Below are 20,106 nucleotides of genomic sequence, written 5' to 3'. Positions count from 1 at the left end.
GCCACTCGGGTGATGCCGTCTCCCAATAATTCAACACCCGTTGAACTTTCCGTCGAACCCTCGTAACCTCCTCGCCATGGAGACACGCCTCGACGACCGGCTCATCCGCGACTTCACGGCGATCGACGCGCGCATGCTGGCGGAGGTCGGCGGCAAGGCGGCGAACCTGGGGGAGCTGACGCGGGCGGGACTGCCTGTGCCGCTGGGGTTCTGCGTGATGACGGAGGCGTACCGGCGGGTGGCGGAGAGCGTCGGTGGGGTGAGCGGGGAGCCCGCGAAGGCGCGGGAGCTGTTGCTGGCGGCGGAGATGCCGGGTGACGTGCGGGACGCGGTGGTGGCGGGGTACGAGCGGTTGGGGGTCGCGACGCCGGTGGCGGTGCGGTCGTCGGCGACGGCGGAGGACCTGCCGTTCGCGAGTTTCGCGGGGCAGCAGGACACGTTCCTGAACGTGGTAGGCGCGGAGGCGGTGCTGGACGCGGTGCGGCGGTGCTGGGCGTCGTTGTGGACGGACCGGGCGGTGGCGTACCGGGAGAGCAACGGGATCGACCACGACGTGGTGCGGCTCGCGGTGGTGGTGCAGGAGATGGTGCAGTCGGCGGTGGCGGGTGTGCTGTTCACCGCGAACCCGGTCACCGGCAGGCGCCGCGAGGCGGTGGTCGACGCGAGTCCGGGGCTCGGTGAGGCGGTGGTGTCGGGGGCGGTGAACCCGGACCACTTCGTGGTCGACACGGAGTCCGGCGAGATCCGGGAGCGCGGGCTCGGGGACAAGCGGGTGCTGATCCGGTCGCTGCCCGGCGGTGGCACCGAACAGGTGGAGCACACGGCGGACGGGGCGTGCCTGACCGACGAGCAGGTGCGCGACCTGGCCGCGCTCGGCGCACGGGTGGAGGCGCACTACGGGGCGCCGCAGGACACGGAGTGGGCGCTCGACGCGGACGGCACCCTCTGGCTCACGCAGGCGCGGCCGATCACGACGCTGTTCCCGCTGCCCGACGGCGCCACGGCCGAGGACCCGCGGGTCTTCCTGTGCTTCAGCGTCGCCCAGGGCCTGCAACGGCCGATCACGCCGATCGGCCTGGCGGGGTTCCGGCTGATGGCGTCGGGTCTCGCGGACCTGTTCGGCCGTCCGGCGCGCGACCGCCTCGCGGGCCCGGCGCCCTACCGCGAGGCGGGGCAGCGGCTGTGGGTGGACGCGACCACGCTGGTGCGCAGCAAGCCCGGCCGGGCGATCGTGCCGCGCGCGCTGGACGTGATGGAGACGCGGTCCTCGGTCGTGCTGCGCGGCCTGTTCGACGACCCGCGGTTCAGCCTGGTGCACACGTCGTGGCGGCCGTTCCTCCGCCGGTTCGCACGGGTGGCCGCCCGCTACCGGCTCCCGGTGCACATCGTGCGCGCCGTGGCGGACCCGGCGTCCGCGCACCGGCGCATGGCGCAGATCGCCGCGACCCAACGGGAGCTGCTGGCCGTCTCCGACACCGCGACGGCCGTCCAACGGCTCGACCACTGCGAGGACGTGCTGGGCGAGCGCACGGTCCGGGTGCTGCCGATGATCTTCCCGCTGGCCGCCGCCGGGTTCGCGATGCTGGGGCTCGCGGGCAAGGTGCTCGGCAAGCAGTGGCGGCCCGGTGACCTGCAGCCGGTGCTGCGCGGCCTGCCGCACAACGTCACCACCGAGATGGACCTGGAGCTCTGGCACGTCGCCGTCGCGATCCGGGCCGACGCGGAGTCGGGCGCCGCCCTGCGCGACCGGTCGGCGCGCGAGCTGGCGGCCCTCTTCCACGAGGGCGCGCTGCCGGAGGTCGCCCAGCGCGGGCTCGCCGGGTTCCTGCGCGACTACGGGCACCGCGCGGTCGCCGAGATCGACCTCGGGCTGCCGCGGTGGTCCGACGACCCGGCGCACATCCTCGGCGTGCTGGCGAACTACCTGCGGCTGGACGACCCGGCGCTGGCCCCGGACGTCCAGTTCGCCCGCGGTGCCGCCGAGGCGGAGGAGACCGTGCGACGCCTGGCGCGCAGGGTGGGCCGGGTCCGCGGTCGGTTCGTGCGGTTCGCGCTGGGCCGGGCCAGGCTGCTCGTCGGCCTGCGCGAGATGCCGAAGTACCACCTGGTCGTCGCGTTCGCCCACGTCCGGGAGCAGGTCGGGCTGATCGGCGCCGAGCTGGCGGCCGAGGGACTTCTGGAGACCGTCGACGACGTGTACTTCCTGGACTTCAAGGAGATCCGCGAAGCCTTGGGAGGCAAGGACTTCCGCGCCGAGGTGGCGGCACGGCACGAGGTCTACGACCGCGAGATGCGTCGTCGCCGGGTGCCGCGGGTGCTGCTGTCCGACGGCACCGAGCCGGAGGCGGTGGCCTCGCAGGGCGGTCCCACGGGACCGGGGGCACTGGTCGGCACACCCGCTTCGGCGGGCACGGTCACCGGTCGCGCGCGGGTCGTGCTCGACCCCGTAGGCGCGCACCTGGAGCCCGGCGAGATCCTGGTGGCGCCGTCGACGGACCCCGGCTGGACGCCGCTGTTCCTCACCGCGGGCGGCCTGGTCATGGAGATGGGCGGCGCGAACTCGCACGGTGCCGTGGTGGCCCGCGAGTACGGCATCCCGGCCGTGGTCGGCGTCGCGGAGGCGGTCGACCGGATCACCACCGGCCAATTGATCACCGTGGACGGTGCACTCGGCACGGTCGTCCCGGCCGATCAGGACTGAGGGAAACTCCCCGCCAGCAAGCGGAGCCCGTCGTCGATGCGGTCCACCGGGATCGCGCCGAACCCGATGACGAGTCCGAAGTGGACCTCCGGCGAGAACGAGCTCAACGCGCGGATCGCGACACCGCGGGACCGGGCGACCCCGACCACCTCGTCCGGGTCGCACCGGGTCCGCGCGGCCAGGTGGATGCCCGCCGCGGACGGCACGACCTCCAGCCACCGGGCGAAGTCGTCGCGCAGCGCGGCGGTGATCCGCGCGTGCCGCGCCGCGTACACCCGCGTCGCCCTGCGGATGTGCCGCGCCAGCAGGCCCTCGTCGATGAACCGCGCCAACGCGGCCTGCGCGATCGGGTCGCCGTGCCAGTCGGTGAGCTGCTTCGCCGCCCGCAACGCCGGGCGCAGCGACGCGGGAGCCACCAGGAACCCGAGCCGCAACGTCGGCAGCAGCGTCTTCGAGAACGACCCGACGTAGACCACCCGCCCGGCCCGATCGAGGCTCTGCAAGGGTTCCAGCGGCCGGTCGGAGTACCGGAACTCGCTGTCGTAGTCGTCCTCCACCACCACGGCGCCGTGCCGCCGCGCCCAGTCGAGCAGCGCGGTCCGCCGCCGCAACGACATCGGCGTGCCGAGCGGGAACTGGTGCGACGGCGTCGTGTACACCAGCCGCGCCGACGGGGGCAGCGCGTCGACCACCAGCCCTTCGCCGTCCACGGGCACACCGACCACGCGCGCGCCGTGCGACCGGAACAGAGCGCGCGCCAACGGGTAGCCGGGGTCCTCGACCGCGACGCACTCACCCGGTTCGACCAGCACCCGGCAGACCAGGTCCAGCGCCTGCTGCGCGCCCTGCGTCACCAGCACGTCGTCGGTGTCCGCGCGCACCGACCGGGACACCCCGACGTGCCGCGCGATCGCCTCGCGCAGCTCGGGGAGCCCGGACGGGTCGCCGTAGTCGGCGCGCGCCGCCTCGGGCCGCAACAGCCTGCGCCACGTGCCGAACGGGAACAGCCCGACGTCCGGCACGCCCGCGCTGAAGTCGTAGGGCAGCCCGGAGGCGGTGTCGCGCTCGGGTTCGGCCGCTGCCGCCCACGTCGCGCGCGGCCGCACGTCGGCCCCCGCGGGTGCCTGCCGGGACCGCGGCCGGTCGCCGTCGGAGTACACGTACGTCCCGGCGCCGACACGGCCGACCAGGAACCCCTCCGCGGTCAGCCGGTCGTAGGCCACGGCCACCGTGTTGCGCGCGACACCGAGCCGTTCGCCCAGCTCACGGGTTGGCGGCACGCGCTCGCCCGGCCGCAGCCGCCCGTCCAGGATCGCCTCCAGCAGCTGCCGGTAGATCCTGGTCGACCGGTCGCCGCGCCCGTCGAGGGTGACGTGGAAGTCCATCGGATTGGCCCAATCGGATCGCTCGGAATCGGACCTTACCCCCGGCCAATCGGCTTCCTAGGGTTCCGGTGTGAACGGATTCCTGCCGCCTCCCGGACCGGCTCGGGTGCTCGCGCTGGCGCAGCTGGCGAACTCGCTCGGCGACGGCGCGTACCTCGTGTGCTCGGCGCTGTACTTCACCCGGATCGTCGGGCTGTCCGCGACGCAGATCGGGTTCGGCCTCACGCTGGGCTGGGCGGTCGGGTCCGTCGCGGGCATTCCGCTGGGCCACCTCGCCGACCGGCGCGGTCCCAAGGGCACGGCGGTGCTGCTCGCGGTCGCCACGGCCGTCGCCGTCGGGTCGTTCCTGGTGGTCCGCTCGTTCGTCCCGTTCGTCGTCGCGGCCTGCCTCTACGCGAGCTGCCAGTCCGGCCTGTCCGCCGCGCGGCAGGCGCTGCTGGCGGCGCTGGTGGACAAGGCGGAGCGGACGGCCGTCCGCGCTTACCTCCAGTCCACGGTCAACGCCGGGCTGGCGATCGGCGCCGGGGTCGGCGGGCTGGCCCTGCAGGTCGACACCCGTGCGGCCTACCTGGTGGTGTTCGCGCTGGACGTGCTCGGGTTCCTCGCCGCGGCGGCCGTGCTGCGCGGCCTTCCGCCGGTGCCGCCGGTCCCGGTGACCACGACCGGGGGACCGGTGTTCGCGGTGCTCCGCGACCGGCCGTACGCGCTGGTGACGTGCCTCAACGCGGTGATGCTGCTCTACATGCCGCTGCTGAGCCTGGTGGTGCCGCTGTGGATCGTGCAGCGGACCGAGGCGCCCCGGTGGATGGTCGCCGCGCTGCTCGTGCTCAACACCGTCGGCGTCGTGCTGTTCCAGGTCCGCGTGGCCCGGCGGGTGACCGGGCTGGACTCGGCCGCGCGGCTCGTCCGCCGCGCGGGGTTCGCGATGCTGGCGTCGTGCGCGGTGTTCGCGCTGTCGGCGGGCGGCTCGGCGTGGACGGCGGTCCTGGCGCTGCTGGTGGCCGCGGTCCTCCAGGTGCTCGGCGAGATGATGCTGGCCTCGGGGGCGTGGGAGATCGGCTTCGACCTGGCTCCGGCCGACAAGCAGGGCCAGTACCAGGGCTTCTTCGGCACGGGGGTGCCGGTCGCCAGGATGGCCGGGCCGCTGCTGCTGACCGCGCTGGTCATCGGCTGGGGTACCGCGGGCTGGCTGGTGCTGGGCGGGGTGTTCCTGGTCGCGGGCCTGGCGATGGGTCCGGCCGTGCGCCGGGCCGCGCGGCGGAGGTCAGCCGTCGGGGTCTGAGTGGTGCCGCTGGTAGTACCGGCTCGCCCGCGCCCGGTTGCCGCACGACGGCTTGCACCACGCCTGCCGGGGGTGGTCGCGCACGAAGTACCGCACGCACCGCGGCGCCGGGCACGCCCGCAGCCGGTCGCGGTCCTCGCTCACCAGGAACTCGATCGCGGCGCGCGCCAAGTCCGCGACCAGCCGCGTCGCCTGGTCGGCCTCGGTCAGCCGCTCGGTGACCCGCGGCGCGTGCGCCGACGGCCACTCCAGCCGCGGCGCGCGCAGCACGGCGCCCGCGGCCTCGTTGACCTGGTCCAATGCGGCGCCGGGGTCCAACAACCGGTCCGCGTCGGCCCGGCTCGGCGGCCCCGGCTCGACCGCGCGGGCGAACAGCGTCCGGACCGCCTTGCGCAACGCCAGGACACGCGCCCTGACCTGGTCGTCCGCCGCCAGCGCGACGGGGGCGTCGGTGTGCAGGCCGAGCCAGTCGGCGAACCCGGCCGCGGTGGCGAGGTCGTCCCTCTCGTACCGGACCGTGCCCACGAAGGCGAGGGTTGGATGGGTGTCCACCAGGTGATCCTAACGGTCTTCGGGCTTGTTCCCATAAGACTGCGGTCGCTAGTCTCTAATGGCATCCCCGTTGAAGCCCGTTAGGAGTCGTTGTGGCCGTGAACCCCGTTCCCGTGTGGGCCGCGAACACCCGCCTGCCCGGTCTGCTGCACGGGCTGACCGACAGCGCGGTGCACGCCGACTCGACGCTGCCCGGCTGGTCCCGCGGGCACGTGCTCGCCCACCTGGCCGGGGTCGCCTCGGCGTTCACCCGCCAGGTCGAGTACGCCCTCGAAGGCCGCAAGATCGAGCCCTACGACGGCGGCAGGCCGGCCCGTGACGCCGCCATCGCCGCGAACGCGGGCAACCCGGCCGTGGACCTGGTCGAGTCCGTGCTGGCCGCGGCCGGCTCGTTCGACCGCGCCCTGGCGAAGATCGGCGACGACGACTGGGACCGCGCGGTCGTCTACCGCGACGGCACGGTCGCCGACGTGGTGCTGGGCTACTGGCGCGAGATCGAGATCCACAGCACCGACCTGCGGCTCGGCTACACGCCCGCGACCTGGCTGCCCGAGTTCGCCGACCACCTGCTCGCGTTCACCGCGCCCCGCGCGCCCGAGGGCGTCCAGGTCCTGCTGCGCGCCGACGACGGGCAGGTGTGGACGTGGGGGAGCGGCACGCCGGTGGAGGTCCGCGGTGCCCGCAACGACCTTGCCGCGTGGGCCGCGGGGCGCACGCCGGTCGGGTCGCTGACCGGCGAGCTGCCGGAGCTCAGGCCGTACCCGTGAGCTGGTGTCACGTTCGGCTCGCCTGGCCCGTCCACTGGTCATGAGCGACGATTCGGACGTGAAGACGGTCGTGGTGACCGGTGGCACCGGCACCCTGGGGCGCGTGGTCGTGGAGCTGCTGCGGGCGCGCGGCCACGACGTCCGCGCGGTCGGCCGCAGCTCGCCGGAGTGGCCGGTCGACCTGGGCACCGGTGCCGGGCTCGCGGTGGCGGTCGAGGGCGCGGACGTGGTCGTGCACTGCGCGAACGTGCGGAAGGGCCTCGTCGAGTCGACCCGGCGGCTGGTCGTGGCGGCGCGTGCGGCGGGCGTGCGGCACCTCGTGCACATCTCGATCGTCGGCATCGAGGACGTCCCCATGGGCTACTACCGGGCGAAGCTGGCCGAGGAGCGCGTGGTCGAGGAGTCCGGCGTGCCGTGGACCCTGTTGCGCGCCACCCAGTTCCACGACCTGGTGGCCACCGCGCTCGGCGCGCTGGCACGGGTGCCGCTGCTGATGATCGTGCCGACCGCGCGGATGCAGCCGGTGGAGGTCCGCGAGGTCGCCGCCCGGCTGGTCGACCTGGCCGACGCCGAGCCCGCGGGGCGGGTCGACGACCTCGGCGGTCCGCAGGTGCGGGCGGTCGCGGACCTCGCCGCGGCCTACGCGACGGCCCGTGGCCTCAAGCGCCGGGTCGTGTCCCTTTCCCTGCCGGGCAAGGCTTTCCGGGCGTTGCGCGAGGGGCGGGTCACCACCCCCGAGCACGCCGACGGCAAGGGCACGTTCGAGGAGTTCCTGGCCGCCGGTAAATAGGTGGCGGGCCTTCGCGGGGCCTTGTTACGGTCGCCGGGTGAAGTGAGAAGGAACCCTCCGCGCCGCCGCCGACGTTCGCGTGCCGCGCGTGACCTCATCCCACCGGTAGCCCTCGCGGGCTCTTCCCGACGACCCGTCGCGGTCGTCGACGACGCACGCCATCCCGACAGTGAGGAGGCGCTCATGACCACGCGCTCCGAACCGCCAGTTCCCGAGTCCGACGCCGTTCCCGCCGGCAGGCGGGACCGCAGGGCGGCCCGCAGGTCCCAGGTCCCGCCGCGGGCGTTCGCCGCTCCCGTGGCGGCCCAGCGGCAGTACGCCGTCCGCAGGCGCGGGTAGTGCGGCGGGGAGCGGGTGCGAGCCCGCTCCCCGTCTCATCCGCGCCAGTCCGCCAGCAACCGGTCGACGTCCGCGCGGATCCGTTCGCGCGCCACGGCTCTGTCCACACCGGACATCAGCATCCGGTCGTAGTCGGTGTCCTCGTGCCGCAACGAAGCGATGACCGCCAGCGTCGTCTTCCGCTCGTCCAGGGCGCGGCCGGCCGCCGACCGGCCGACCCGGCCGCTGCCGCGGGTCCCGGCGTGGACGGCGATGGCCTCGGCGCGCTCGGCGGGGCAGCGCGGGAACAGCCGGAGGATCTCCTCGGCCAGCGCGGCCTGGAAGTCGACGTCCCAGTCCGCGCGGCGCTCGCGGTCGCGTTCCCGCCTGCGCAGCCGCACGTCCTCGTCGGCGAGGCAGGAGTCCTCGGCCTCCTCCAACGCGGCCTCCTCTACCAGGATCCCCTTGCGCTGGTAGCGCTTGCGCGACTTCTCGAACCGCCGCACGACCGCCGACAGCCCGCTCGCCTTCTTGGCCCGCCGGGTCAGCGTCGCGTCGCCCGCGCCCAGGAACACGAGGTGGTCCAGGTCCGCGCAGACCAGGCAGAGCGGTCCGCCGGGGTCGGCGACGAACAGGTCGCCGGTGCCGCGGCACTCCGTGCACGACCAGTCGGCCGTGGCCACGTCCACCACCAGGTCGGGCGCCTTGTTCTGCCGTTCCACCAGGCTCCTGCGCCGCGTCTCGGACAGGCCGACGGCCATCCAGTGCGTCCGGTAGGCCGTCTCCGGCCCGGTGTCGAAGCGCAGCGGCCGCCGGTCCAGCGTCGCCGCCGGGTACTCCACCTCGGTGGCCGCCAACCCCTCGGACTCGGCCCACCGCCGCAGCACGTCCAGCGCTTCCCGCGCCTTGTCCGGGGTCACCGCGAGCACCACGCCGAGGTGGTCGACCTGGCCGCGCCGCCACCGGTCGAGCTGCTTGTCCGGCAGCCACCCCATCGTCGTGAACAGGTCCAGCGGCGCCACGAACTTCCGCTTGGCCAGGAGCGCGGACGCGGCCGTCCTGACCCGGTTCTCCAGTCTCACCCGGCGCATCCTCCCACCGGCGGGGGCGGGCCCGTCGCCCCGGCGGGTGGAAACGACCACGACCGCCGACCGCTCCGGAGCGTGCCGGATACGCTTCCGACCGAATCCACAGGAGGCTCCCATGACCGAGACACCGGCATCGAAAGACGCGACCGACGCGACCGACACAGCCGTCGAGGCCGTCGAGGCTCCGAACCCCGAAGCCGAGGCCGTGCCCGAGTTCGTCCCGAACCGCAGGGACCGCCGCGGGGGCGCCAAGAAGGCGAACCAGAACAGCAGCATCCCCGGCCAGATGCACAACAGCAACGTGGTCGGGAAGCGCTCGTTCACCAACCGCCGCAGCGGCTGAGCGGCCGTGCCGCCGATCCGGGTCACCACCGGATCGGCGGCCGCAGTGGTCCTATCGGGCGTCCCGACCTCCCGTTCGGCGCCGATCCGAACTAGCCTGGGTGAGGTTAGTCACCGTCCAGTGCGGATCGGAGGCGCCACATGAAGATCGCTGACGTGTTGCGGACCAAGGGCTCGGCGGTGGCGACGGTCGAGCCGAGAACCCCGGTGAGAGAGCTGCTGGCGGGTCTGGCCCAGCACAACGTGGGTGCCATGGTCGTCCTGGGTCCCGACGGCATCGCGGGGATCGTCTCGGAGCGGGACGTCGTCCGGAGGCTGCACGAGCGCGGCGCGGAACTGCTGGACGCGCCGGTCTCGGAGATCATGACCAAGATGGTGTTCTCCTGCGACCCGCAGGACACGGTCGACAGCCTGACCGTGCAGATGACCGAACGCCGCATCCGGCACGTGCCGGTGCTCGGCGACGGGGTGCTCATCGGCATCGTGAGCATCGGCGACGTGGTGAAGAGCCACATCAGCCAGCTCGAGGAGAGCCACAACCAGCTCCAGGCCTACATCGCGCAGGGCTGAGGCGTGCCCCCGGCCCGTCGTGCGGGCCGGGGGCTCCCCGTCGGTCCGGTTGGAGTCGACTGACCATGACCGACGTCCTCACCGAGTCCACCCGCGCGCTCGTCGCCTCGTTCGACGAGCGGCAGCGGGCCGTCGCGCTGCGCCCGATCACCGACGACGACCTGCGGCACCGCTGGGCGTACACCCCCGGTCCACGGCCCGGCGTCGTCTACGGCGACCTGGCCAGGGGGCAGCGCAAGGCCGTGCTGCGGCTGCTGGCCGAGGTGCTCAGCCCGCACGCCTACGCGCAGGTCGCCACGATCATGGCGCTGGAGGACGTGCTGGACCACCGCGAGGGCGGCGACCGCGACCGCCACCAGGGTGACTACTGGTTCGTCGTGTTCGGCACTCCCGGTGACGACGCGTGGGGCTGGCGGTTCGAGGGCCACCACATCTCGCTCAGCGTGGTCGTGGTCGGCGGCCGGGTGTCAGCGACGCCGTTCTTCCTCGGCGCCAACCCCGCCCGCACGACCTACGCCGGGCACTCCGTCGTGCGGCCGCTGCGGCTGGAGGAGGAGCTGCCCCGGCTGCTGCTCGACCGGATGGGCGCGGCGAACCGGCTGGTGGCCGTCGTGTCCGACCGCGCCCCCGAGGACGTGCGCACCCGCAACGCCCCGCGGCTGGGTCCGGTGCTGGAACCGGTCGGCATCGCCATGTCGAGCCTGGCGGGCGAGGCGCGGGAGCTGTTCGTCGACGTCGTCCGCTACTACCTCGACCGCCTGCGGCCCGACCTCGCGGCCGCCGAGCTGGCCCGGCTCGACCTGGACCGCGTGCACTTCGCCTGGGAGGGCTCCGACCGGCCCGGCGAGGGGCACTACTACCGGATCCAGGCGCCCGAGCTGCTGATCGAGTACGACAACACCGCCAACGGCGCGAACCACGTGCACGCGGTGTGGCGCAGGCACGCGGGTGACTTCGGCGACGACCTGCTGGCGGCGCACCACGCTGAAGTGGATCATTGATCCGGTGGAACCCGACTGGCCGCGCACGCCCGAGGCCGCGATAGCCCTGCAGGAACGACTCCGCCCGTTGGTCAGCACCACCACCGACCCCGGTCTGGAGGTCCGCGCGGTCGCGGGCCTCGACGTCGGGTACGCCGACGACGACCGGCTCGCCGCCGCGGTGGTCGTGCTGGACGCGGTCACGTTGGAGACGCTCGACGAGGTCGTGGTGCTCGGCACCTCCGACTTCCCGTACGTGCCGGGCCTGTTCGCGTTCCGCGAGCTGCCGTCGCTGGTCACCGCGCTGGACCGGCTGTCGGTCGCGCCGGACCTGCTGGTGTGCGACGGGCAGGGGCTCGCGCACCCGCGCCGGTTCGGGCTGGCCTGCCACCTCGGCGTGGTGACCGGGCTGCCCAGCGTCGGCGTGGCGAAGACGCCGATGGGGCCGTTCACGATGCCCGACGACGAGCGCGGCTCGGCCACGGACCTGCTGCTCGACGACGAGGTCGTCGGGCGCGCGCTGCGCACGCGTGCGGGCGTGAAGCCGGTGTTCGTGTCGGTCGGGCACCGCCTCGACCTCGACCGGGCGTGCGCCGAGGTGCTGCGGCTGTGCACGGAGTTCCGGCTCCCGGAGACCACCCGGCGGGCCGACTCGCTGGGCCGCCTTCAGCTCAGGTAGGCCAGTCCGGGGTGGTGCGCGCGGTAGCCGTCGAGGAGCCTGCGCGCGACCCCGACGGAGTCGACCAGCGGGTGCAGCGCGAACGCCCTGAGCGCGTCGGCCCGAGACCCCGACGCGGCCGCGGCGAGGATCGCCCGGTCGACGGCCTTGACGCTGGTGACCAGACCGGCGGCGTGGTCGGCCAGCGGGTTGACCGACAGCGGGCGGGCGCCGTTCCCGTCGACCAGGCTGGGCACCTCGACGACGGCGTCGGAGTCCAGGATGGACAGCGTGGAACCGTTGGGGACGTTGAGGATCAGCGTCGCGCGCCGGTCGTTCGCGATGGCGTGCATGAGGGCCAGCGCGACCTGCTCGTAGCCGCCGCCGTCCAAGTCGCCGGAGTCGCGCTCCTCCGCGCGCGTCTCGGCCATGTAGGTGGCCTCGCGCTCCAGCCGGGTGCGGTCCCAGTTCGCGAACGACGGCTCGCCCGCGTAGAACCCCTGCTGCTGCTCCAGCAGGAACGCGCCGCGCGCCGCACCCGAGGCGACGGCTTCCCTGGTGTCGTAGTAGTAGTGCAGGTACTCGTTGGGGATCGCGCCGAGCGCGCGCAGCCAGTCCGCGCCGAAGAGCCTGCCCTCCTCGAACGACTCCAGCCTCGCCGGGTCGGCCAGCAGCCGGGGGAGCAGGTCCTCGCCGCCGACGTGCAGACCGCGCAGCCAGCCGAGGTGGTTGAGGCCCACGTAGTCCGGCCACGCCGTGTCCAGGTCCGCGCCGAGCGCGCGGGCGACCCGGCGGCCGAGGCCGACGGGGGAGTCGCAGATGCCGATCACCCGGTCGCCCAGGTGGTGCGACATGGCCTCGGTGACCACACCCGCGGGGTTGGTGAAGTTGATGACCCACGCGCGCGGGGCGATCGCGGCGATCCGGCGGGCGATGTCGACCGCCACGGGGACGGTCCGCAGCGCGTAGGCGATGCCGCCCGCGCCGACGGTCTCCTGGCCGAGCACGCCCTGCTCCTGGGCGATCCGCTCGTCGACGGCCCGGCCTTCCAGGCCGCCCACGCGGATCGCGGAGAACACGAAGTCCGCGCCCCGCAGCGCCTCGTCGAGGTCCGTGGTCGCCGTGACGACGGGGGCGTCCGGCACGCCCTCCGAGCGTTCGGCGAGCACCCGGCCGATGGCGTCGAGCCGTCCGCGGTCCAGGTCGTGCAGCACCAGCTCGGTCACGCGCCCCGGCGTGCGGTCCGCCAGCAGCGCGCGGTGGACGAGCGGGACGCGGAACCCACCGCCACCCAGGATCACCAGCCTCATGCGGCCTTTGTACTACCCTCGGGGTGACTCCACCGCCTTCGATGGCTCGGGCGTGCCGCGAAACGCCCTCCCCATGGTCGTGCGCACGCGCACCCGTTCGGAACTGTCCAGGCAACGCCGTCCGCGCCCCCACCGCTGCTGGGACCACCTGCTGGTCGCGCCCCTGTGGCCGTTGCACGGCTCGAACCTCGGCACCCTGCTCCGCACCTGCGACGCCGTCGGCGCCTGCCTCGTCGTGCCGCCGTTCCGGTGGGTGGACGAGGCGGTCGCGCGCGGGAACACGTTGCGCCGCCCCGGATGCGTCCACCGGGTGGGAGACCCGGTGCGCTGGCTGGCCGCGCAGCGCGCCGCCGGGACCAAGTTGATCGGCGTGGAACTGGCCGAGGAGGCCGTTCGGCTGGGTGACCTGCCCGCGGCTCGGGAGCGCACGGTCGTCGTCCTCGGGCACGAGTCCGACGGCATCCCGGAGGACGCGCTCGACCTGCTCCACCTGGTCGTGGAGATACCGATGGTCGGCGCGGGGCACTCGCTCAACGTCGCCGTCGCGGGCTCGCTGGTGGCGTACAAGGTCGCCGGACTCCTCTGACGGCACACCGATCCCCGCTGGTCAACCGCCGATCGTCGGGTCTGCGTCTTAAGTCCTTTGTGGACTGTCGAGGTCTTGACACGGCTCGCGGACAAGCGGGAGGGTGCGGGTCGGTCTGTTCGGTTCGGTCTCGGATGGGGGTCCCGGTGAGGGCTGCTCGAAGAATCGCCATGGTGGCGGCGCTGGTGTCGCTGCCGTTGACGCTGGCCCCGGTGGTGGCGCACGCCGCGGCCGAGGGGCCGGTGTTCGTCGACGGCGAGGCGCAGCCGGTGTTCGACCCGGCGGACGTGGTGCGCGAGAGCCTCTACGTGCGCGCGCCGGTCGACAGCGACCGCGACGGGAAGCCCGACGAGGTCTACACCGAGGTCGTCCGCCCCAAGGCGACCGACCGCGGCCTCAAGGTGCCGGTCGTCTACATGAACAGCCCGTACTTCTCCGGCGGCAACGACGTGGCCAACCACGACGTGGACGTGGAGCTGTACGTGCCCGACGGCCGGGGGCACTACGACCGGCGCGACGGGCGCGCGCTCACCGCGCAGGCGGACGAGCGCATCGCCGCGGCGGTCGGACCGAACGCCGGACCGATCACGTCCGGCCGCTACGAGGCCTACTTCATCGCCCGCGGCTTCGCCGTCGTCTACGCCGAGTCGCTCGGCACCGGCAAGTCCAGTGGCTGCCCCACCTCCGGCGGGCGCAACGAGACCATCGGCGCCAAGTCGGTCGTCGACTGGCTCAACGGCCGGGCCACGGCCCGCGACGCCACGACGAGCGCGCCGGTCAAGGCGGCGTGGACCACCGGCAAGACCGCGATGATGGGCGTGTCCTACAACGGCACGCTGCCCAACGCGGTCGCCTCGACCGGGGTGCGCGGCCTGGAGGCCATCGTCCCGATCGCGGCCATCTCCAGCTGGTACGACTACTACCGGGCCGACGGCGCGGTCGTGGCGCCCGGCACGTACCAGGGCGAGGACCTCGACGTGCTCGCCGAGTACGTCTACACCCGCGCCGACCGGGAGATCTGCAAGCCGGTCATCGCCGAGGTCGCCGCCGCGCAGGACCGCGTGACCGGTGACTACAGCGCGTTCTGGGACGAGCGGAACTACGTCAAGGACGCCGACAAGGTGCGCGCCGCGGTCCTCGCGGTGCACGGCCTCAACGACTGGAACGTCAAGGGCAAGCACGTCGTCCAGTGGTACGAGGCGTTGCGGCGCAACGGGGTCGAGCACAAGATCTGGTGGCACCAGTCCGGCCACACCGACCCCGACACGCTGCGGTCCGTCGAGTGGCGGCGGACGCTGAACCGCTGGTTCAGCCACTACCTGTACGGCGTGGCCAACGGGGTGGAGCGGGAGCCCAAGGCGACCATCCAGCGCGAGGACAAGACGTGGGTGGACGAGGCCGACTGGCCCGCGCCCGGCACCTCCAAGGCGTCGCTGAGGCCCACCGCGGGTGGTGTCGCGAAGGGTGGTCTGTCGACGCGTCCGCCGGCCGGCCGCTCCGTGGTGGAGAGCCTGCGCGACGACTCGTCGATCCTGGCGGAGACGCTGGTCGACGCGGCCACGTCGCCGAACCGGCTGTCGTACGCGACCAAGGCCACCACGACGGCGCTGCGGCTGTCCGGGACGCCGAAGGTCGACCTGTCGGTCTCGTTCGACCGGCCCGCGGCCAACGTGACCGCCCTGCTGGTCGACCGGTTCCCGGACGGCACGAGCAAGATCGTCACCCGCGGCTGGACCGACCCGCAGAACCGCTCGCGGCCGGACCGGACGCAGGCCGTGCAGCCCGGCAAGCGGTACCAGATCGAGGTCGAGCTGGAGCCCAAGGACTACGTGTTCGCGGCCGGGCACAGCCTGGAGTTCGTGGTCCTGTCCAGCGACTACGACTACACGCTGCGCCCGAAGCCCGGCGCGGGGCTGTCCGTCGACCTCAACCGCACCACGCTCGACCTGCCCGTCGTCGGCGGCAAGTCCGCGTTGCGCGGCGCTGTCGGCTGATCTTTCCGCCGGGACGTGCGGGGCTTCCGACTTCGGGAGCCCCGCACGTCCCGTTCCGGGGGCGGCGCAGGGTACTCGTCGGCACCGACAGAACCGCTCGGCGGACGTCGAGTTGTCCACAGGCCGACCGGTTGTCCACAGTGGAGGGATTCACCCTGTCGCCGGGCCCTCCGGCGGTCCATCGTCGAAGCATGAGAACCGCACAGCCCTTCCCCGTCCAGGTGGAGAACCCCGGCGACCTCATCGCCGCGCTCCCGTACCTGCTCGCGTTCCACCCGGTCGACTCCCTGGTCGCCCTGGTGCTCGGCCGGACCGGTCCGAAGCGGGTCGTCCTGAGCCTGCGGGTCGACCTGCCCGCGCCCCGACATCGACGCGCACTGGCCCACCAGCTGCTGGTCCCGATCACCGAGACCGAGGGTCCGGTCGTGCTCGTGGTGGTCGGCGGTGGCACGGCCGACCCGCCGCACTCGTTGCCGCACCGGGGGCTGGTCGAGTCGATGTGGGCCGCGCTCGACTCCGAGGGCGTCGAGGTCGCCTGCACGGTGTGGACCTCCGCCACCGCCCACGGTGCGCCGTGGATCAGCTACGGCGACCCGACCGACCGGGGGACTGTCGCCGACCCGGACAGCAGCGAGATGGCCGCGGCGTGCACGGCGGCCGGGATGGTCACGTTCGCCAGCCGAGCGGACTTGGCGGCCGTGGTCGCCCCGGACGACGACGAGAGCCTGGCCAGACGGGCGAAGCTGCTCGACGAGGCGACCCTCGCCGCGGAGGACGCCTACGACCCGGAACAGGCCGCCCACCAGGGGGTGGCGCTGGTCGGCCGCGCCGTCGCCGAAGCCGCGGACCGCGCAACACCGCTCGCCGACGAGGAGGTCGTCGCCCTCACGATCGCACTCGGCGACATGTGGGTCCGCGACCGGTGTCTGGCCTTCGCGATCGGGCCGCAGGTGATGGCGGCGGAACGGCTGTGGACGGAGCTGACCAGAGTCACGCCGATACCCGAACGGGCCCAGCCCGCGGCTCTGCTCGCGTTCTCGGCTTATCTGCGTGGGGATGGTGCCTTGGCGTCGGTGGCGCTTGACCAGGCGGAGGAGGCGCATCCGAACCACCGGTTGGCCTCGTTGCTGCGCGGGGCACTGGATGCGGCGCTGCCGCCGGAGCAGTTGACGCGGATGATCCTCAACGCTTCCCGGTCGGGGTGGTCCTCGGATGGTCCGCGATGGCCGTGATCTTGTCCGGGGGGAGGTCCGGGGGGAGTTCAGCGGGGCGGTCCGGGGGGCGTCATCGGGTGGTGAAGGCTGCTCGGGTGGGCTGGTGGCGGTGGGTTCTGGTCTGGCGCTGGGCGGGTCGTTCCACTCAGTTGGTTCCTGGTGATTCTGTGGTGGCTTCAGGGAAAGATCTCAGCCCCCGCTCGCACGATTGTCTCAATGCCGCACCCCCGCTTGTCAAGACGATAAAGCCATCTTGACAAGCGGGGGTGCGCCAGGAGGGCGCTTCGGATCGGGGGCAGAGGGTAGGTCTGGCTTCGCCAGCATCAGGCTTCGCCTGACCAGGCATCGGGCTTCGCCTGACAAGGCATCCTCGCTGCGCGTCGGACAAGGCATCGGCTGGCGCTGACGGTGTCCGGCCCTTGTTGGCACGGCATCTGGCGCTTGGGTCGGACAAGCGTTCCAACCCCGAAACGGGGTTGGGGCAGACCGGATTCGGTCTGCCCCAGCGTGAAGCCCTGTGTCAGAGCAGTTCAGGTCGTTTCCAGTCCTCGGCGAGCACGTGTTCGGCGAGGAAGGCGAAGATCGTCTCGTACCAGATCCGGCTGTTGCCGGGGGTGAGGATCCAATGGTTCTCGGTGGGGTAGTACAGGAACTTGGCGTTGACGCCGTGGCGCAGCAGGTCGAAGTACAGGCGTTGGCCCTCGCCGATCGGGACCCGGTAGTCCTTGTCGCCGTGGATGACGAGCATCGGTGTCTCGATGTTGGCGACGTACAGGTGCGGCGAGTTGGCCTTGACCCGGTCGGGCTGGGTGAGCGGGTCGCCCATCTCGCGGATCCAGTAGAAGCTGCCGTCGGTGCTGCCGGTGAACGCGTCGAGGTGCCACAGGGACGCGTGCGTGACGATGGCGCGGAACCGGGTGGTCTGGGTGGCGATCCAGTTGGCCATGTAACCGCCGAACGAGCCGCCCATGGCGGCCGTGCGGCTGTTGTCGATGTCGTCGCGGCGTTCGGCGACGTCGGTGATGGCCATCAGGTCGGTGTACGGCTCGGCGCCCCAGCGGCCCCAGCCCGCCTTGACGAAGTCGTGGCCGTAGCCGGTGGACAGCGCCGGGTCGGGCAGGAGGACGGCGTAGCCGCGGGCGGCCATGAGCCACCAGTTCCAGCGCCAGCTCCAGTTGTTCCAGCTCATGACCGGGCCGCCGTGCACCCACAGCAGCAGCGGGGCGGGGCGGTCGGCGGAGGCGCCCTCGGGCAGGACCAGCCAGGCGCGGACGGTGCGGCCGTCGGCGACGGTGGTCTCGATCTCGGTGAGGGTGCCGGGCAGCGAGGACACGGTGCCGGGCGCGGGCAGTCGCACGGGCTCCTGCTCGACGGCGGTGGCGTCCAGGCGCACCGGGGTCGGCGGGTGGTCGACGGCACCGCCCATGGCGTACACCGTGGTGCTGTCCGGGCTCACGATGACGTCGGTGTAGGCCCCGCGGGCGGTCAACCGGGTGACGTCGCCGGACGCCAGGTCGAGCCGCCACACGGGCTGGTGGCCGCGGTGGCTGCTGGTGAAGTAGACCGCGGAGCCGTCGGGGCTGACGACCGGGGAGGCGGGCTCCTCGGGGAAGTCCGGCGTGAGGTCGGTGGTCTCGCCGGTGGCCACGTCGATCCGCACCAGGGTGCCGAACCAGGGGCTGTCGGCGGTCGAGTCGACGACGCGGACGGCGATCACGGCCGTCGAGTCCGGGGTGAAGGCGCCACCGACGAAGGAGTGGTCCGGCTCGTCGGCGAGCACCCGGTTCGAGCTGCCGTCGGTCGCGGCGAGGCGCAGGTTGTAGCGGTCGCCGTAGGCCGGGCTGACCGGCACCTGCTCGGAGTACAGCGCCCACCGCCCGTCGGGGCTGATCGCGATGATGTCCTCGATGGTGCTGCGGGCGTCCGGGGTCAGGTCGCGCACGTCGGCGGCGTCGACCCGCCCGCTGTCCGCGGTGACCGGCCCCGTGGTGAGCGCGCGCCGATAGGCGGGGCCGATGTCGGAGTCCCAGTACCGGATCGGGTAGCCCTCGTGCAGGATCGCGGTGATCCCGGAGTCCTCGCGGGCCTTGCGCTTGGTCGCGTCCTCCTCGCCGAACGCGGCGGTGGGGTGCGCGGTCGCGGACAGCAGCAGGGTGCCCGAGTCGGCGGCGACGGCGAACTTCTCGACGCCGCCCGCGGGCCGGTAGACCTCCCTGGCCTCACCGGCGGCGGGCAGCAGCCACAGCGCGGTCTTGTCCTTGCCGGGTTTGTCCTTGTCGGTGGCCTGCGGGTCGGGGCGGCTGGAGAGGAACAGCAGCGAGCCGTCCGGAGCGAAAGCGGGGCTGGACTCGCCCTTGGTGGCGCTGGTCAGCCGCCGGGGCGCCCCCTCGCCCTTCGGGTCGATCTCCCAGAGCGCGCCCTGCCAGGTCTTGCCGTCCGGCGCGAGCTCGGACACGACGGCCACGAGGCGCGACCCGTCCGGCGAGAGCGCGGGCGAACCGACGCGGGGCAGGGCGTTGAAGGTGGCGAGATCCGCGAAGTCCGCGGCTGTCGCCGAACTGGTGGTCATCCGGGCTCATGCCTCCTGACGGGACCGGGTGAATTCCCAGGCGTCGCGCACGATTCCGGTCAGGTCGGCGCGCTCGGGCTTCCACCCGAGGTCGGTCCGGGCCCGCTCGCTGGAGGCGACCAGGACGGCGGGGTCGCCCGCGCGCCGGGGTGCGATCACGGCGGGGATGGGGTGGCCGGTGACCTCGCGGCAGGTGTCGATGACCTGCTTCACCGAGAAACCGGTGCCGTTGCCGAGGTTGTAGATCCGGTGCTCGCCCGCGACGGCGTGCTCCAACGACAGCAGGTGGGCGTCCGCGAGGTCGGTGACGTGGATGTAGTCCCGCACGCAGGTGCCGTCCTCGGTGGGCCAGTCCTCGCCGTAGATCTGGATCTGCTCGCGCTGGCCGAGCGCGACCTGGAGGACCAGGGGGATGAGGTGCGTCTCGACCGCGTGCCGCTCGCCGACCGGGCCGTGCGCGCCCGCCACGTTGAAGTAGCGCAGGCTGACCGCGGCCAGGCCGTGCGCGGCGGCGTAGGAGGTGATGGCGTGGTCGATCGCGAGCTTCGTCGCGCCGTAGGTGTTCGTCGGGCGGGTCGGCGCGGACTCGGCGATCGGCACCTCCTCCGGCTCGCCGTAGGTGGCGGCGGTGGAGGAGAACACCAGCCGCGGGGTGCCGTGCTCGCGCATCGCGTCCAGCAGGCGCAGCGAGGTGACGACGTTGCCCTGCCAGTACTTGGCCGGGTCCACCATCGACTCGCCGACCAGCGACTTGGCCGCGAAGTGCAGCACGCCGTCGAAGCCCTCGGCGAGCACCGAGCCGATGACCTCGTTGATGTCGCCCTCGACGAACCGGGCGCCGGAGGGGACCGCGTCCGCGTGCCCGGTGGACAGGTCGTCGAGCACGACCACCTCGTGGCCGGACTCGATCAGTCGAGCCGCGCACACGCTGCCGACGTACCCGGCACCGCCCGTCACGAGCAGCTTCACCGTGGTCCTCGCTTTCGTTCGTGGATCTGTT

General features: G+C 73.1%; 18 protein-coding genes. 12 read left to right on the top strand and 6 right to left on the bottom strand.

The window, feature by feature from the left end:
* Positions 1-76: 76 nt before the first annotated feature.
* Positions 77-2,701, top strand: a complete 2,625-nt coding sequence (locus CLV43_RS45490; RefSeq protein WP_106196784.1) for a PEP/pyruvate-binding domain-containing protein — start codon at positions 77-79, stop codon at positions 2,699-2,701.
* On the opposite strand, the gene pdxR is transcribed toward CLV43_RS45490, so the two are convergent.
* Positions 2,692-4,086 (bottom strand): MocR-like pyridoxine biosynthesis transcription factor PdxR, encoded by a 1,395-nt coding sequence (pdxR, locus tag CLV43_RS45485; RefSeq protein WP_106196783.1) that lies wholly within the window; start codon positions 4,084-4,086, stop codon positions 2,692-2,694. The two genes, CLV43_RS45490 and pdxR, sit on opposite strands and share 10 nt — an antisense overlap.
* A gap of 70 nt (positions 4,087-4,156) precedes the next feature.
* Here pdxR and CLV43_RS45480 point away from each other — a divergent pair, with 70 nt between their 5' ends.
* A complete protein-coding gene (locus tag CLV43_RS45480; RefSeq protein ID WP_106196782.1) occupies positions 4,157-5,368 on the top strand; it encodes an MFS transporter in 1,212 nt (403 codons plus the stop codon).
* On the opposite strand, the gene CLV43_RS45475 is transcribed toward CLV43_RS45480, so the two are convergent.
* The gene (locus CLV43_RS45475) at positions 5,351-5,920 is read right to left on the bottom strand and encodes a CGNR zinc finger domain-containing protein (protein WP_245887512.1); all 570 of its coding nucleotides are present in this window, start codon (positions 5,918-5,920) and stop codon (positions 5,351-5,353) included. The genes CLV43_RS45480 and CLV43_RS45475 overlap by 18 nt on opposite strands.
* Before the next feature lie 98 nt (positions 5,921-6,018).
* Between CLV43_RS45475 and CLV43_RS45470 the strand changes: the two genes are divergently transcribed.
* From CLV43_RS45470 to CLV43_RS48325, 3 genes are all read left to right on the top strand, one after another.
* Positions 6,019-6,687: a maleylpyruvate isomerase family mycothiol-dependent enzyme gene (locus CLV43_RS45470; protein ID WP_245887511.1), complete on the top strand. Its 669-nt coding sequence runs from the start codon at positions 6,019-6,021 to the stop codon at positions 6,685-6,687.
* Positions 6,688-6,727: 40 nt separating this feature from the next.
* Entirely contained in the window at positions 6,728-7,477 is a 750-nt protein-coding gene (locus tag CLV43_RS45465) for an SDR family oxidoreductase (protein WP_211304874.1), read from the top strand.
* Positions 7,478-7,660: 183 nt separating this feature from the next.
* Complete coding sequence (locus tag CLV43_RS48325) at positions 7,661-7,816, top strand: hypothetical protein (RefSeq protein ID WP_170156299.1); 156 nt, start codon at positions 7,661-7,663, stop codon at positions 7,814-7,816.
* 35 nt (positions 7,817-7,851) lie between these two features.
* Here the strand turns inward: CLV43_RS48325 and CLV43_RS45460 are convergent, their stop codons facing one another.
* Complete coding sequence (locus CLV43_RS45460; protein WP_106196778.1) at positions 7,852-8,886, bottom strand: DUF2293 domain-containing protein; 1,035 nt, start codon at positions 8,884-8,886, stop codon at positions 7,852-7,854.
* Positions 8,887-8,998: 112 nt separating this feature from the next.
* Here CLV43_RS45460 and CLV43_RS45455 point away from each other — a divergent pair, with 112 nt between their 5' ends.
* From CLV43_RS45455 to CLV43_RS45440, 4 genes are all read left to right on the top strand, one after another.
* A complete protein-coding gene (locus CLV43_RS45455; protein ID WP_106196777.1) occupies positions 8,999-9,226 on the top strand; it encodes a hypothetical protein in 228 nt (75 codons plus the stop codon).
* A gap of 140 nt (positions 9,227-9,366) precedes the next feature.
* Positions 9,367-9,795, top strand: coding sequence for a CBS domain-containing protein (locus CLV43_RS45450; protein WP_106196776.1), 429 nt, complete (start codon positions 9,367-9,369; stop codon positions 9,793-9,795).
* A gap of 65 nt (positions 9,796-9,860) precedes the next feature.
* On the top strand, positions 9,861-10,796 hold the full coding sequence (locus CLV43_RS45445) for a DUF3500 domain-containing protein (RefSeq protein ID WP_106196775.1): 936 nt from the start codon (positions 9,861-9,863) through the stop codon (positions 10,794-10,796).
* A gap of 4 nt (positions 10,797-10,800) precedes the next feature.
* A complete protein-coding gene (locus CLV43_RS45440; protein ID WP_245887510.1) occupies positions 10,801-11,454 on the top strand; it encodes an endonuclease V in 654 nt (217 codons plus the stop codon).
* Here the strand turns inward: CLV43_RS45440 and CLV43_RS45435 are convergent.
* Positions 11,442-12,743 carry a 6-phospho-beta-glucosidase gene (locus tag CLV43_RS45435; protein ID WP_106196774.1) on the bottom strand — a complete coding sequence of 434 codons (1,302 nt, stop codon included), beginning with the start codon at positions 12,741-12,743 and terminating at the stop codon, positions 11,442-11,444. The two genes, CLV43_RS45440 and CLV43_RS45435, sit on opposite strands and share 13 nt — an antisense overlap.
* Before the next feature lie 73 nt (positions 12,744-12,816).
* On the opposite strand from CLV43_RS45435, the gene CLV43_RS45430 reads away from it, so the two are divergent.
* The 3 genes from CLV43_RS45430 to CLV43_RS45420 all read left to right on the top strand — a co-directional run bounded on the left by CLV43_RS45430 (position 12,817) and on the right by CLV43_RS45420 (position 16,555).
* Entirely contained in the window at positions 12,817-13,329 is a 513-nt protein-coding gene (locus CLV43_RS45430) for a TrmH family RNA methyltransferase (protein ID WP_106196773.1), read from the top strand.
* Positions 13,330-13,499: 170 nt separating this feature from the next.
* Positions 13,500-15,323 (top strand): Xaa-Pro dipeptidyl-peptidase, encoded by a 1,824-nt coding sequence (locus CLV43_RS45425; protein WP_106196772.1) that lies wholly within the window; start codon positions 13,500-13,502, stop codon positions 15,321-15,323.
* A 191-nt stretch (positions 15,324-15,514) separates the two neighbouring features.
* The gene (locus CLV43_RS45420) at positions 15,515-16,555 is read left to right on the top strand and encodes a DUF4192 domain-containing protein (protein ID WP_106196771.1); all 1,041 of its coding nucleotides are present in this window, start codon (positions 15,515-15,517) and stop codon (positions 16,553-16,555) included.
* A gap of 502 nt (positions 16,556-17,057) precedes the next feature.
* On the opposite strand, the gene CLV43_RS45415 is transcribed toward CLV43_RS45420, so the two are convergent.
* Together CLV43_RS45415 and galE are read right to left on the bottom strand one after the other, a co-directional pair.
* Positions 17,058-19,106, bottom strand: coding sequence for a S9 family peptidase (locus CLV43_RS45415; RefSeq protein ID WP_106196770.1), 2,049 nt, complete (start codon positions 19,104-19,106; stop codon positions 17,058-17,060).
* 6 nt (positions 19,107-19,112) lie between these two features.
* Positions 19,113-20,075 carry a UDP-glucose 4-epimerase GalE gene (gene galE / locus CLV43_RS45410; protein WP_106196769.1) on the bottom strand — a complete coding sequence of 321 codons (963 nt, stop codon included), beginning with the start codon at positions 20,073-20,075 and terminating at the stop codon, positions 19,113-19,115.
* Positions 20,076-20,106: the final 31 nt, after the last annotated feature.

This window comes from Umezawaea tangerina, assembly GCF_003002815.1.
Classification (GTDB): Bacteria; Actinomycetota; Actinomycetes; order Mycobacteriales; family Pseudonocardiaceae; genus Umezawaea; species Umezawaea tangerina.
Note: the sequence above shows the minus strand (reverse complement) of the source record. Positions and strands in the feature narration are given on the sequence as shown.